This window comes from Parapedobacter indicus, from assembly GCF_900113765.1.
Taxonomy (GTDB): domain Bacteria; phylum Bacteroidota; class Bacteroidia; order Sphingobacteriales; family Sphingobacteriaceae; genus Parapedobacter; species Parapedobacter indicus.
In genome coordinates this window covers 335,410-348,391 of record NZ_FOQO01000009.1, presented here as the reverse complement: position 1 = coordinate 348,391, position 12,982 = coordinate 335,410, and the positions used below count along the sequence as shown (strand labels likewise).

Sequence of the window (12,982 nt, the reverse complement as noted above, 5' to 3'; positions counted from 1 at the left end):
GGGCCTCGGCTTTTACGTTTCAAATCCATGTCATAATACCCCTCGATTTTGGCCTTCAGCTTTTCGGATCGTTCCACATAAAATGCAATTTTTTCCAGCGCGTCTCCCCATCCCTCAAAAGGCGACCTAAGTACGTATCTTTCGGTATTATATTGAGTCAGCAATAGCTCCCACTTATGTTTAAATTCTTCCGGTGTATACCACTCGTCAGCGATATGGTCATAAATCCACTTATGCTCATTCCAGGCTTCAAGCATGAACTTCTTAGCATATTTTTCAAGGCTCGTTGTAACGAAGAATCCCGGTATTTTTTTCATAACCACAAATGTAAAGCTAAATATTTTAGTAATACAAGCGGCGGCGAAAAATGTTACATTGGTTGGCGTTAATCGGTAAAAAAATAACCCCCATCCGTAGACAGGGGTTCGCCCCAAGGGCTGGGGCTTCAACCTAAACCTAATACGAAGGTATATAATAAACTTTAAATTATCCTATATTTGCGACCGTAATTATTGGCTGAATAAAGTACTAAAAACCGAAATATTCACTAATAATTTACAATACAACATTTAGCAGTATCGTAATCTGCTGTTTATTAATTTTTTATATAATTTCAATCATACTTGTAAATGATTCACATTACCCTACCCGATGGCTCCCGGCGTCAATACGCGAAGGGGACCACAGCGATGGAAATCGCACAATCCATTTCAGAAGGCTTGGCCCGCAATGTGTTGGCCGCAGAAGTAAACGGTGAAGTCTGGGATGCCTCACGCCCGATCGAAGCGGATTCCTCCGTACGATTGCTTACCTGGAACGATAAGGAAGGTAAGTCGACCTTCTGGCATTCGTCTGCGCACTTAATGGCCGAAGCACTGGAAGCCCTTTACCCCGGTACAAAATTCGGAATCGGGCCTGCTATCGAGACCGGATTCTATTATGATGTTGATTTCGGTGACCGAGAATTTTCGTCCGATGATTTCAAGCAGATCGAGGACAAGATGATCGAGCTTGCTCGTGCAAAAACCGAATATGTGCGTAAACCGGTGAGCAAGGCCGAAGCTGAGGCCTATTTTACCGAAAAAGGCGATGAATATAAGCTCGATCTGATTAAGGATCTGTCGGATGGAAGCATTACGTTTTACACCCAGGGAAACTTTACCGATCTATGCCGTGGACCGCATATTCCGAATACCGGATTTATCAAAGCAGTGAAGTTAACAAATGTCGCGGGAGCGTATTGGCGTGGCGACGAAAGCCGGAAGCAGCTTACCCGCATTTATGGAGTGACTTTTCCCAAGGCCGGTGAATTGGCCGATTACCTTCACATGATCGAGGAAGCGAAAAAACGCGACCACCGGAAGCTGGGAAGAGAACTGGAGTTGTTTGCTTTCTCTGAAAAAGTAGGATTGGGCCTTCCCTTGTGGCTGCCCAAAGGAGCACGGTTACGACAGAAGTTGATTGACTTTATGCAGCGTGCCCAGTTAAAGGCGGGGTATGAGCCGGTGGTGACACCGCACATCGGGCATAAAAATCTCTACGTCACCTCTGGTCACTATGAGAAATACGGAGCAGATTCATTCCAGCCCATTCATACACCACAAGAAGGGGAGGAGTTCCTGCTGAAACCGATGAACTGCCCGCATCATTGTGAAATCTACAAAACCAAACCCCGCTCTTACAAGGATCTGCCCATCCGCTATGCGGAGTTTGGCACGGTTTACCGCTATGAACAGAGCGGGGAGCTGCATGGACTGACCCGCGTACGTGGATTTACACAGGACGATGCCCACCTATTCTGCCGTCCGGACCAAGTGAAAGACGAGTTTAAAAAAGTAATTGATTTAGTGCTTTATGTGTTTGGCGCGTTGGGCTTCGACGACTACATCGCTCAAATTTCATTGCGCGATCCTGAAAACCGTGCGAAATACATCGGTACGGACGAAAATTGGGACCGTGCAGAAAGAGATATTATTGAAGCTGCTGAGGAAAAGGGCTTAAAGACCGTCGTAGAATATGGAGAGGCGGCTTTCTACGGTCCGAAACTTGACTTCATGGTAAAAGATGCTTTGGGTCGTAAATGGCAATTGGGAACTATTCAGGTAGATTACAATCTGCCCGAACGATTTGAACTGGAATATACCGGTAGCGACAACGTCAAACATCGACCCGTGATGATTCACCGGGCTCCATTTGGGTCACTGGAGCGCTTTGTCGCTGTGTTGATCGAGCATTGTGCCGGGCAGTTTCCATTGTGGCTTGCACCTGAGCAGTTTATCATTCTTCCTGTATCCGAAAAATACGAAGAATATGCAAAAAAACTTTTGGAATCGCTCAATAATTCCGATATTCGCGGCTTGGTTGACCTGCGTGACGAGAAGGTAGGTCGCAAGATCAGGGATGCAGAATTAAAAAAAATCCCATACATGCTCATTGTTGGTGAAAAAGAAGCTGAAAACGGCACGGTTTCTGTTCGTAAACACGGCCAAGGCGACCTTGGAACGATGAGCGTAAATGAATTTAGCGAACAGTTAATAAAAGAGATAACCGTTTAATTATTTTAGACATTTGGCATTAAATAGACCAGGATTCAGAGGCCCGAGACCTCCGTTTAAGAAAAAGGAGCCAGAACATCGTATTAATGAAAACATCCGAGTACCGGAAGTGCGATTGGTGGGCGAAAATGTAGAACAAGGGATATTCCCAACGCGTAAGGCATTGGAGTTGGCCGACGAATTGGAACTGGATTTAGTAGAGATTTCGCCAAATGCTACCCCCCCGGTTTGCCGGATCATCGACTACAGCAAGTTCATCTACGAACAGAAGAAAAAGCAGAAGGAGATCAAGGCGAACGCCAAACAAACGGTGATCAAGGAAATTCGCTTTGGACCCAATACGAATGATCACGACTTCGAGTTTAAGCTCAAGCATGCGATCAAATTTCTGGAAGCAGGCGAAAAAGTACGCGCTTATGTACATTTTAAAGGTCGGGCAATTGTATATAAAGAGCAGGGGGAGATTCTATTGCTGCGTTTTGCTCAAGCGCTGGAAGAATATGGTAAAGTGGAACTGCTTCCAAAATTGGAAGGAAAGCGGATGTTTCTAACAGTAGCACCCAAAGTGAGTGCTAAGAAATAAGAACTTAATAAATCGATATATAATTTTAATAAATCATGCCAAAAGTAAAAACCAATTCCAGTGCAAAAAAGCGTTTCAAGCTTACTGGAACAGGTAAGATTGCGCGCAAACATGCCTTCAAAAGTCACATCCTGACCAAGAAAAGCACTAAGCGGAAACGCAATCTAACGCAGACCGGTTTAGTGTCTGAAGCGGATATGGGCAACGTGAAACGTATGCTCGCTATCGGCAAATAACTGAAAAGTTAAAAGTAAAAAGTTAAAAATTAGTAACCGGGTACTGGGTTGTAAGACCGTTGCAAAACACGGCGCCTGCTACCAAAAAACAAAAAAATATGCCACGTTCGGTTAATGCAGTAGCGTCCAGAAGAAGACGCAAAAAGATCCTCAAATTGGCCAAGGGCTATTATGGGGCACGCAGCAAAGTATATACCGTTGCAAAAAATACAGTAGAAAAAGGATTGCAGTACGCTTACCGCGACCGCAAAACCAAAAAGAGGGAATTCAGGGCTTTATGGATACAGCGTATCAACGCCGGCGCCCGTGAACACGGAATTTCGTATTCACAACTGATCGGTAAGCTGAATGCCAAAAACATTGGGTTGAACCGCAAGGTATTGGCAGACTTGGCCATGAACAACCCCGAGGCATTCAAAGCCGTAGTTGATGCAGTGAAATAAAGTTTTAACCCGATATCGATTTTGTTAAGAAAAAGGGAAGCCATCGGCTTCCTTTTTTATTTTTCGATTTTAGCTAATAAATCGACCAAGCGATTCGAATAGCCGTATTCATTGTCGTACCATCCCACTACTTTTGCCAGTCCTCCAACGACGGATGTTAGCTGTGCATCAAAAATACACGAATAGGGACTGTTAATAATATCGACCGATACAATGGGATCTTCAGTGTATTGGAGAATGTTTTTCAAGGTTTGTTCCGCAGCTTTTTTAAAGGTGCTGTTGATCTCGTCGACTGTGGGTTGATTGCGCAAGATACAGGTGAAGTCGGTAAGCGATCCATTCAATACAGGCACCCGTATACCTGCACCTCCCAACTTTCCTTCAAGATGCGGAAACACGTTGGTTACCGCCTTGGCAGCACCGGTTGTTGTGGGAATGATTGATGCCGGGGCAGCTCGTGCCCTACGGAGATCGCGATGCGGAGCATCATGTAAATTCTGGTCGCCGGTCATGCTATGTACAGTGGTAATATAACCGTCAACAATCCCCCAATTATCATCAAGCACCTTTATTAGAGGAGCGACGTTGTTGGTGGTACAGGAAGCATTTGACAATAGGGAAGCGCGCAGGTCCAAGGAAGTATCGTTCACGCCCAAAACCACCGTTGGGATCTCTTTATCCGGCGAAGGGGCCGATAGGATCACTTGGCGGGCACCTGCAGCTAAGTGACCGGATGCCGCCTCCCGCGTGACGTGCTTTCCAGTCGATTCAACCACTGCATCGATGTCCATCACTTTCCATGGAAGCAGATGCGGTGCACGTTCGTTGAGTACGGTAATTGGCTGACCGTCGATGACCAATGCATTGTTAGCTACCTCTACTGTGCCCGGATAGCGGCCGTGCACGGAATCATATTTAAATAGATGTGCTAGTGTCTGGGAGTCTGCTAAATCATTGATGGCGGTGACGCGGATTCCCGTGTGTTTTCTCAATAGTAGGTTACGGAGCGTATTTCGGCCGATACGGCCAAATCCATTGATGGCAATAGTTAGCATATTAATTGGATTAACGTGGCTTAGCCACAGTCAAAGTTACACATTTAGATCCGATCGAATGAAACAAAATATCGGAGCTATGGGTTATACAGACATGAGCAAGAACGAAAAGTTTGAACCAAAGGATTCCGAACAACGGCGTCCAAAAGCCGATCGGACAGTTAAACATGCCAAGGATCGCGATTATCAGGAGGAAGAGCCGACGATAATAGCTCCGGCGCTGAAACGAAAATACAGTGAACAACCACCTACCAAGCACAATTCAAAAACATGAGTTGCCTGCAGGAATCAATTGAGCTTAGTTGCGAATGGCTGCCACCACGTCTTTGATGTTCCGCTCGCCATCCCAGTATTCTTTTAATTGGCCATTGTTGCCATAGATATATACTGCGGGATATTGGGACGGGATATGGAATTTATTGATGAAGTCAGCATTTTTATCATACAATAGTTCAACATTATCTTTTCCGACTAGTGGTTTTGCATGGGTCTCCAAAAAAGTACTCATCAATGCGGGATCGTTCATTGATACAAAATAAAAATTAGCGTCCTGCACTTCGCTATAGTGTTCGCCTAAGTGGCTAGCTTCGTGCTGACAGTGGCCACAGGTAGGGTCAAACAGGATAAAAACCAGGTTTCCTTTTTTGGCGAGATCTGCTTTGGTAAATTGTATGCCGCTTCGCAATATATAAAAAGTAAAATCTGGGATGACTGGTGTCGGCTGCGAAGACGGTGCCGGCTGCTGGGCAGTAGCAGTTTGTGGTCTTGTTGCCGACTGTTCTTCTCCGACATCGGCCGATTGGGCTTCTGCAGCCGAATTAGTGGATTTTACGTTGTTATCGCAGGAAATTGCCGCTACCGATAAGAAAATGCCGGCTGCCGTCAATATAGATGTTGTACGTACTGTCATGGACACAAAGATAGGAGATTATGTGGAGAGTTTGCGAACTAAAAGTTGGCAGGTGTAGCTATCCTTCAACTCCAAGATGATTGCCTTTCCAACCAAAACCCGATCTATCGTCTGCTGGTTATAATGACGGATGGTTATGAGTTCCAGTCCTTTCTGATGTTGCACTTCGTACCGCGTAGCCAGATCATTGAGTAATGCCGTTACATTTTCGCCAGTATCATCTATGCTGACGGAGAAATTTACCGCACTGTTATGCATCATATTTACTTTAATATGATGTCGGTGGAATTTGGCAAAAATATCACTCAAATTGTCTTCCACAATAAATGAAAAATCTTTGGGGAGTACAGAAATTAAAATCTGATTGATTTTAAAGATAAAGGAAGGCACCGGTAACGACTCATTTGATTTCCGTATCTGGGTGCCTTTGCCATCGGTATCCACAAATGATTTAACGTAGAGTGTAATATTTTGGTTTTGTAAAGGCTTAATGGTTTTGGGGTGGATGACTGTGGCCCCATAGTAGGTGAGTTCAATCGCCTCCAGGTAAGACAATTCAGGGATCAGTTCCGTTTGGTCAAACCATTTGGGGTCGGCATTCAATACACCGGGCACATCCTTCCAAATGGTCACGCTTTCGGCATGGAGGCTGGCGGCAAAGATTGCCGCGGAATAATCCGATCCTTCCCGACCCAATGTCGTTGTAAAGTTTTCGGAGGTGGAGCCGATGAACCCTTGCGTAATTACCCGTTGATTTTTCAGTAGGGGGGGCAATCCCCGCTGAATGCGTTCGGTGGTGGTTTTCCAGTCGACATGTCCTTCTCGGTGGGTGTTGTCCGTAAGAATATAATCCCTAGCATCCACCCATTTGCTTTTCAGTCCGACGTCATTTAAATAGTGGCATACAATGGTGGTGGAGATGAGTTCGCCTACGGCGACAATTTGGTCGTAAAGGTAATCGTAAGGATCTGCCGGGAGCTCTTCCAGTATCCATTCGATTTCGACAAAGCGGTTGGCAACTTCATGGTATACCGGATGGTTACTGTCGGGAAACAGGCTTCGCATGATGGTATCGTGATATTGCTTGACCTGTTGCAGGAGTTCAAAAACATCGCCCTGCTGCCTGAAATAGCTCGACGTAAGTTCTTCCAATAGATTTGTGGTTTTACCCATGGCGGAAACTACGACAAGCAGTTGATCTTGTTGATGAGCCGATACAATACGGCTTAGGTTAATTACCCCTTCGGCGTCTTTGACAGACGCGCCTCCGAATTTGAATACTTGCATTAAATAAAGATGAACTATTTGTTAGTTAATTCAGCGACGATGTGTTTTGCCCGATCTGTGAGTAACCGATCGATTTCGGTATAAGGTACACGCAGCTCGGTTTGTCCGTCTACATACGGTTTGATTTCATAAATGTTATACAGAAAAAGCAAGCTGTCTTGTTCGAGTGCAAAATTTTCGGGAATATGGAAATGTCCCTGATCGAAAAAATAGCGATCATCCAGGGGTTGATCAACAGCCAGGTTTTCCTGTTTCCGGAAATAACGTTCAGCGACGGCAGTCAGCTCATTTTGGAAGGGTTTCATAACGATGTCATTGAGTGTTAACGGTGTATGGTTTGTCAGGTCATAGTGCGTAAAGACGGTAGCATAATTACCATGTGCGCCGCCAGTATACGTATAAACATCAATAACCAATCCAAGGTAGCTGGGGGTAATCCGGTGCACTTTTAGGTGCGATTCGGAAGTCCAGACGCGCGGAAATGCGTCGGACAGGAAGAATTCGTCAAACTCACCGATAAATGTTTGAGCGGTTCCCTTTACAGAGGCTGTATCACTGCCTAATAATGTTGTTAAGACAAATTGATTTACGGTAGAATCCGTGAACGAAGGATACGAAACTGTATAAAAGGCTGTATCAGTGGTTTCACTGGTTTTTACCAGATGATCGCTATAGAGGGTATAATGCTGGTATTTGTAAGTCAATGTGTCTACTGAGGTGGTCTGTTTATCCGTTTCCTTTGTTTCTTGATTGAACTGGCAGGCCGCAAAAACACACGCTATGCTTACGTACGCCCAACTCATATTAGTCATCTTTTTCCGCATAAATCTAAATTCTTATAGCTAGTGAAACGTTCACCCATTCATTATCAAAAGTTGCACCATATTTCTGATAGAAATTGATGGCAGGTTCATTCCATTCCAGTACTTGCCAAACCATGCCGCTATATTTCCGATCCTTGCATAGTTTCAGGGTTTCGTCAAACAGTAACCTGCCAATACCCTGCCCGCGCATGTTTTCTGTAACGATAATGTCTTCCAGATACAGCCTGCGGCCCTTCCAAGTCGAATACCGGATATAAAACAATGAAATACCCACGATGCGGCCATCCCACTCGGCGACGAAAGCCTCCCACACCGGCGAAGGGCCAAATCCAGCTCCGACAAATTCTTCTATACTGACGGTCACTTCATCCGGCGCACGTTCGTATGCAGCCAGTTCTTTAACCAGCTCCAGCATTTGTGGGCAATCTGTCGCTTCCGCCTTTCGTATTGCAATGCTCATCGGCTCCCAAAAATTGTGCTCCCTAGGCGTACCATCGTGCTACCTTGTTCGATAGCGATTTTATAATCCGAAGACATACCCATGGACAGCGTGTCGAAATATACTGCGTCTTTGAAGAAACTCACTTTGATACCGTCAAATAACGACTTAAGTTCACGAAATTCTTCCCTGATTTCCTTTGGATTGGAAGTATTTGTGGCGATTCCCATGAGGCCCCGGATCCGTACATTGCTTATGTGAGCAAATTCTTCCGAACGCAGTAGTTCAATGAGTTCGATGTGATCAAGTCCGAATTTTGTGTCTTCCACTGCAATATGTATCTGCAATAAACAGTCGACTATGCGATTGTTTTTTTTTGCTTGTTTGTCGATCTCCTTCAATAATTTCAGGCTATCCACCGAATGGATCAACGCAACGAACGGTGCGATGTATTTGACCTTGTTGCTTTGGAGGTGGCCAACAAGATGCCATTCGATGTCTTTGGGAAGCGCTTCCTGCTTTTCGACGAGTTCCTGAACCATATTTTCGCCGAACGCCCGTTGCCCGGCATGATAAGCTTCTAGTATTTCTTCGTTCGATTTGGTTTTTGAAACGGCAATAAGTGTTACATTCAAACGGGTAAGTTCTTCTTCAATGGTTTTAATCTGATCGGCTATATCCATAAATCCAGCGCTATTTTTGTAAGTTTCATCTATACATAACTTTTTCTCTCAGCGGCAGATGAGAGATCGACAAACTGCGAAGCATTCGTGAACGCCGCTTACTGTTGATGCGACGGTGAACAATTGCTTTTCATGTGCAATTTGTCTAAGTTTGCACAAAACTACAAAACCAGTAGGTATCCGCCAAAAGGGAGGCGGCTTATCAGGCGAATATTATTGACAACGATTGGAATTAAATTGGGCAACGTATAGCATGCAACGGGCAGTAATCGTATGGGTGGTGTTAATTTTCTGCGTTTCCTGTGGTGGCGAGAAGATACCCAAGGGAGTAATTCCACTTAAACAAATGCCTGCTGTATTGACGGATATGCACTTGGCCGACGGGCAGCTGGCTTCGTTGCCGATCGACTCGGCTCGTATGCGTCGGGATGCTTATTACAATGCTGTTTTTCAGCGGTATGGTATTGATTCTACTACATTCAGGCGAAGTGTCGAATTTTATTCCAGCAGGCCTTACCTGATGAATGAGTTTTACGGCGATATCGAAAAAAAGCTTGAAGCATTGAATCTTGCCGAGCAGCAGCGCGTTCAAAAGAAATACGAAGTGCAGCGGCGTATGGATTCCATCCGCAATGCACGGGTAACAGACAGCCTTCGACATATTGCACAAGATTCGCTTGATTTTAAGCGTAAACGTTACTTACTTTTTCTGAACGCACCAGATAGCTTGTATGGAAAGCCTGACCCTGTCACCTATAAGCTGTTACGAGAACGCATGCTGGAGAGTGTTGGATTGAAACGTGTGATTGCCAATAGTGAGCAGGGACATCCTATGCCACCACGTAATCCGTCCGTAGCTCCCAAGCCGTCTTCGACTGTGCCCCAAAAGCCACGATTGCGGCCATTTGAAAAGATAAAATAGCGATGATTTACCCGGATAACGCAGCGGAAAAGTTAGGTTTTGCGGATATTAAGGCACTGATAAAAGCAAAGTGCTTAAGTGATGCCGGAAAGGAGTTGGTGGAAAAGATACAACCGCAGACGCGGTTTGAGCAGCTAGACAAATTCCTGCGGCAGGCGCATGAATTCAAAGAGCTGCTTACCAACGATGCGCCGTTGCCGGTAGACCACCTGTATCCCATCAAACCATTGGCGGATAAGGTCAGGGTGGAAGGGGCCTTTCTTGCTGAAGCCGACTTTTTCAACATCCTGCTTTCATTGAAGACCGTCTTTGCCATTATCAGGTATTTTAATGAACGCAGTGGCACGTATCCTAGCTTGGAGATCCTTTTTGAGCACCTGCCCATCGAAAGGAACATCGTGCTTGCTATCGAGCGGGTTATTGACGAGAAAGGAAAAGTGCGTGCGAATGCATCTCCTGCATTGGCAGATATTCTGTCGGGCATTGCGAAGGCTGAACAACAGGCGCATAAGCGCATTGATCAGGTATTCCGAATGGCACAACAAAACGGGTGGACTGCCGATGGTAATTTGACGATCCGCGATGGGCGGCTGTGCATCCCAGTGCTTGCTGAGAACAAGCGTAAAATTAAGGGATGGATACACGACGAGTCGGCCACCGGGCAGACGGCTTACATCGAGCCGGAAGAAGTGTTTCATCTCAATAACCAGGTACGCAACCTCGAGTTTGAAAAAAGACGCGAAATCGTACGCATATTAACCGTACTAACGGATCAATTACGTCCACATGTACCGCTGTTGATAGATTATCACAACCTCTTAACCAAGGTTGATTTCGTGCGCGCCAAGGCACTGTTTGCGCTCGATATTGAAGGGCACATGCCTGAGCTTTCCAAGGAAGCATCGGTTTCTCTGGTCAATGCCCGCCATCCGCTTTTGTTGCTCAATTTCAAAGGAAGTGGGCAGACGGTCGTGCCGCTGAACGTAAACATTGATCAGGCGCAGCGGATCATCGTAGTGTCCGGACCCAATGCCGGGGGGAAATCCGTTTGTATGAAAACGATCGGACTGTTGCAGCTTATGGTACAGGCGGGGCTGTTGATTCCGGCGGACCCTACCTCGAAGTTGGGCGTATTCGATCGGATCTTTGCCGATATCGGTGATGATCAATCCATTGAAAGCGATCTCAGTACCTATAGTGCACATCTCTCAAAAATGAAATATTTTTCGGATCATGCCAATGCGAAAACGCTGGTGCTTATCGATGAGTTTGGCACCGGTACCGATCCGATGTTCGGCGGCCCGATCGCAGAGGCTGTACTGGAGGTGCTTAACCGCAAATCGGCACGGGGAGTGGTGACGACTCATTACTCCAATTTAAAGGTATTTGCCAGCAATACGGAGGGGGTTGAAAATGCATCCATGTTGTTCGATAATGTCGCGATGCGTCCGCTGTATATCTTGCAAACGGGTAAGCCGGGCAGTTCGTATGCGTTCGAAATTGCACAGAAAATCGGTCTTAATACAGCTATTCTGCAAGCAGCGAAACAAAAGATCGGGGCACAGCAGAAACGGGTGGATACCCTTTTAGTAGACCTCGAACGGGATAAAAAGGAAGTGTACGATACAAAGGTTGCCATTGCCCAAAAGGAGCGGCAACTGGCGCGGTTAAAAGCCGACAATGAACAGTTGCAGGCCTATCTGGAGGAGAATAAGAAAACGATTCTTAATAAGGCGAAGGAAGAGGCACGCGAAATTATCCGGAATGCAAACAAGCTTGTCGAAAATACGATTTCGGGAATCAAAGCGAGCCAGGCAGATAAGCAGAAGACTAAAATGCTACGTCAGCAGCTCAATGTGGAATTAGACAAACATACCGATCGTCCTGCGGCACTCCCTTCATCCAAGGATGCCAAACAAATTGCCGCTCAAGAGGTTTCTATACGGGTGGGTGACTGGGTGAAGATCCCAGGTACGGGAAATGAAGCCGAGGTAATTGGCGTGTCGAAGAATAATTTAGTGCTGGCTATGGGCGAATTGCGCATGGTCAAGAAGCGAAGCGAAGTGGAACCCATTGCAAAAAAGAGTGGCTCTCGGGCGTCGCGAAAGACATATCACGCCAGCATATCGGAGAATGCCGCCAATTTCAGCCCCGAAGTGGATGTACGTGGTATGCGCACGGAAGCGGCGTTGTATGAAATTGAGAAACATCTTGATAAAGCGGTGATGATGGGGTTTCCAAGTTTGAAAATCATTCACGGAAAAGGAGACGGAATTTTGCGTAAGTTCATCCGAGATTACTTGCGCAAATACGGAGAAGTTACGCGGATGGAAGACGAACATGCGGACCGGGGAGGGGAGGGGATCACGTATGCATATCTTGATTAATTGTCAATAAATATGGATTTTTTTCCCGAAAACGAAGACTTAATTTCCATCGCCGTCTCGATCATCGCAGGCAGTCTGGTAGGATTGGAACGTGAGTATAAAAACAAATCTGCCGGTTTTCGTACCATTGTGCTGATCTGTTTGGGCGCTACAGCTTTCACGATTGTTTCCCGTTATGGCGTGGGCAGTGATGACCGGATTGCCGCGAATATCATCACCGGTATCGGTTTTATCGGGGCTGGTGTTATATTTAAGGATAAGTTTTCGGTGATGGGGTTGACGACGGCCGCGGTCATCTGGATTGTAGCGGGAATCGGTATGGCTGCCGGAATCGGATACTATGGATTGTCGTTATCGCTTTCAGTGATTACCGTGGTGATTTTATCCGTCTTCAATAAGGTTGAAAGCGCTATGGAACGGGTTTTTCTGACCCGAACGATTTTTGTTGTCTTCCAGGATATGGATATCACGAATATGGAGTCGTTGAAGCATGTGATGGACAAGCACCGGATTAACCATCGCCGTAAAACTGTCAGTAAACGCAACAGAAGGTTGTCAGTGGTCTTTGAGATGTCAGCTGACCGAAAAAATCTCCAGGCATTCAATAATGAAATGATCAGTCTTACCTATGTAGAGGAATTTTATTATAATTCGTGAA

15 protein-coding genes are annotated in these 12,982 nt (G+C 45.8%); 8 read left to right on the top strand and 7 right to left on the bottom strand.

The genetic code is table 11. The features are described from left to right. The coding region (locus tag BMZ56_RS18955; RefSeq protein ID WP_143072969.1) for a hypothetical protein at positions 1-317 on the bottom strand (317 nt) is incomplete at its 3' end. A 312-nt stretch (positions 318-629) separates the two neighbouring features. Here BMZ56_RS18955 and thrS point away from each other — a divergent pair. The 4 genes from thrS to rplT all read left to right on the top strand — a co-directional run bounded on the left by thrS (position 630) and on the right by rplT (position 3,817). Further along, positions 630-2,555 carry a threonine--tRNA ligase gene (gene thrS / locus BMZ56_RS18950; RefSeq protein WP_090629330.1) on the top strand — a complete coding sequence of 642 codons (1,926 nt, stop codon included), beginning with the start codon at positions 630-632 and terminating at the stop codon, positions 2,553-2,555. Between the two features lie 13 nt (positions 2,556-2,568). Continuing rightward, the gene (infC, locus tag BMZ56_RS18945) at positions 2,569-3,138 is read left to right on the top strand and encodes a translation initiation factor IF-3 (protein WP_090629327.1); all 570 of its coding nucleotides are present in this window, start codon (positions 2,569-2,571) and stop codon (positions 3,136-3,138) included. A 35-nt stretch (positions 3,139-3,173) separates the two neighbouring features. Continuing rightward, on the top strand, positions 3,174-3,374 hold the full coding sequence (rpmI, locus tag BMZ56_RS18940; RefSeq protein WP_090629323.1) for a 50S ribosomal protein L35: 201 nt from the start codon (positions 3,174-3,176) through the stop codon (positions 3,372-3,374). A 98-nt stretch (positions 3,375-3,472) separates the two neighbouring features. After that, complete coding sequence (gene rplT, locus BMZ56_RS18935) at positions 3,473-3,817, top strand: 50S ribosomal protein L20 (RefSeq protein ID WP_090629378.1); 345 nt, start codon at positions 3,473-3,475, stop codon at positions 3,815-3,817. A 56-nt stretch (positions 3,818-3,873) separates the two neighbouring features. Here rplT and gap read toward each other — a convergent pair whose 3' ends face one another. After that, positions 3,874-4,872, bottom strand: coding sequence for a type I glyceraldehyde-3-phosphate dehydrogenase (gap, locus tag BMZ56_RS18930; protein WP_090629320.1), 999 nt, complete (start codon positions 4,870-4,872; stop codon positions 3,874-3,876). 58 nt (positions 4,873-4,930) lie between these two features. Here gap and BMZ56_RS18925 point away from each other — a divergent pair, with 58 nt between their 5' ends. Then, positions 4,931-5,146, top strand: coding sequence for a hypothetical protein (locus BMZ56_RS18925; RefSeq protein WP_090629317.1), 216 nt, complete (start codon positions 4,931-4,933; stop codon positions 5,144-5,146). 24 nt (positions 5,147-5,170) lie between these two features. Here the strand turns inward: BMZ56_RS18925 and BMZ56_RS18920 are convergent, their stop codons facing one another. From BMZ56_RS18920 to BMZ56_RS18900, 5 genes are read right to left on the bottom strand one after another with little or no spacing between them, the layout of a single operon-like run. Continuing rightward, entirely contained in the window at positions 5,171-5,782 is a 612-nt protein-coding gene (locus BMZ56_RS18920) for a TlpA family protein disulfide reductase (RefSeq protein ID WP_090629314.1), read from the bottom strand. Positions 5,783-5,800: 18 nt separating this feature from the next. Next, a complete protein-coding gene (locus tag BMZ56_RS18915) occupies positions 5,801-7,069 on the bottom strand; it encodes an aspartate kinase (protein WP_090629312.1) in 1,269 nt (422 codons plus the stop codon). A gap of 14 nt (positions 7,070-7,083) precedes the next feature. Then, positions 7,084-7,872 (bottom strand): DUF3298 and DUF4163 domain-containing protein, encoded by a 789-nt coding sequence (locus BMZ56_RS18910; protein WP_177195215.1) that lies wholly within the window; start codon positions 7,870-7,872, stop codon positions 7,084-7,086. Between the two features lie 25 nt (positions 7,873-7,897). After that, complete coding sequence (locus BMZ56_RS18905; protein WP_090629308.1) at positions 7,898-8,353, bottom strand: GNAT family N-acetyltransferase; 456 nt, start codon at positions 8,351-8,353, stop codon at positions 7,898-7,900. Then, the gene (locus BMZ56_RS18900; RefSeq protein WP_090629305.1) at positions 8,350-9,015 is read right to left on the bottom strand and encodes a YggS family pyridoxal phosphate-dependent enzyme; all 666 of its coding nucleotides are present in this window, start codon (positions 9,013-9,015) and stop codon (positions 8,350-8,352) included. Before BMZ56_RS18900 ends, BMZ56_RS18905 begins: the two co-directional genes overlap by 4 nt. Before the next feature lie 253 nt (positions 9,016-9,268). Here BMZ56_RS18900 and BMZ56_RS18895 point away from each other — a divergent pair, with 253 nt between their 5' ends. From BMZ56_RS18895 to BMZ56_RS18885, 3 genes are read left to right on the top strand one after another with little or no spacing between them, the layout of a single operon-like run. Continuing rightward, positions 9,269-9,937, top strand: a complete 669-nt coding sequence (locus BMZ56_RS18895) for a DUF4296 domain-containing protein (RefSeq protein WP_090629302.1) — start codon at positions 9,269-9,271, stop codon at positions 9,935-9,937. 2 nt (positions 9,938-9,939) lie between these two features. Beyond that, entirely contained in the window at positions 9,940-12,324 is a 2,385-nt protein-coding gene (locus BMZ56_RS18890) for an endonuclease MutS2 (RefSeq protein WP_090629300.1), read from the top strand. A 12-nt stretch (positions 12,325-12,336) separates the two neighbouring features. Then, positions 12,337-12,981, top strand: a complete 645-nt coding sequence (locus tag BMZ56_RS18885; protein ID WP_090629297.1) for an MgtC/SapB family protein — start codon at positions 12,337-12,339, stop codon at positions 12,979-12,981. Position 12,982: the final 1 nt, after the last annotated feature.

Bases quoted from the DNA above. Each gene is read 5' to 3' on its own strand.
- BMZ56_RS18920 (WP_090629314.1), bottom strand. From the start codon at position 5,782: ATGACAGTACGTACAACATCTATATTGACGGCAGCCGGCATTTTCTTA.
- BMZ56_RS18900 (WP_090629305.1), bottom strand. From the start codon at position 9,015: ATGGATATAGCCGATCAGATTAAAACCATTGAAGAAGAACTTACCCGT.
- gap (WP_090629320.1), bottom strand. From the start codon at position 4,872: ATGCTAACTATTGCCATCAATGGATTTGGCCGTATCGGCCGAAATACG.
- rpmI (WP_090629323.1), top strand. From the start codon at position 3,174: ATGCCAAAAGTAAAAACCAATTCCAGTGCAAAAAAGCGTTTCAAGCTT.
- BMZ56_RS18895 (WP_090629302.1), top strand. From the start codon at position 9,269: ATGCAACGGGCAGTAATCGTATGGGTGGTGTTAATTTTCTGCGTTTCC.
- thrS (WP_090629330.1), top strand. From the start codon at position 630: ATGATTCACATTACCCTACCCGATGGCTCCCGGCGTCAATACGCGAAG.
- BMZ56_RS18885 (WP_090629297.1), top strand. From the start codon at position 12,337: ATGGATTTTTTTCCCGAAAACGAAGACTTAATTTCCATCGCCGTCTCG.
- BMZ56_RS18890 (WP_090629300.1), top strand. From the start codon at position 9,940: ATGATTTACCCGGATAACGCAGCGGAAAAGTTAGGTTTTGCGGATATT.
- BMZ56_RS18915 (WP_090629312.1), bottom strand. From the start codon at position 7,069: ATGCAAGTATTCAAATTCGGAGGCGCGTCTGTCAAAGACGCCGAAGGG.
- BMZ56_RS18905 (WP_090629308.1), bottom strand. From the start codon at position 8,353: ATGAGCATTGCAATACGAAAGGCGGAAGCGACAGATTGCCCACAAATG.
- BMZ56_RS18925 (WP_090629317.1), top strand. From the start codon at position 4,931: ATGAAACAAAATATCGGAGCTATGGGTTATACAGACATGAGCAAGAAC.
- BMZ56_RS18910 (WP_177195215.1), bottom strand. From the start codon at position 7,872: ATGAGTTGGGCGTACGTAAGCATAGCGTGTGTTTTTGCGGCCTGCCAG.
- rplT (WP_090629378.1), top strand. From the start codon at position 3,473: ATGCCACGTTCGGTTAATGCAGTAGCGTCCAGAAGAAGACGCAAAAAG.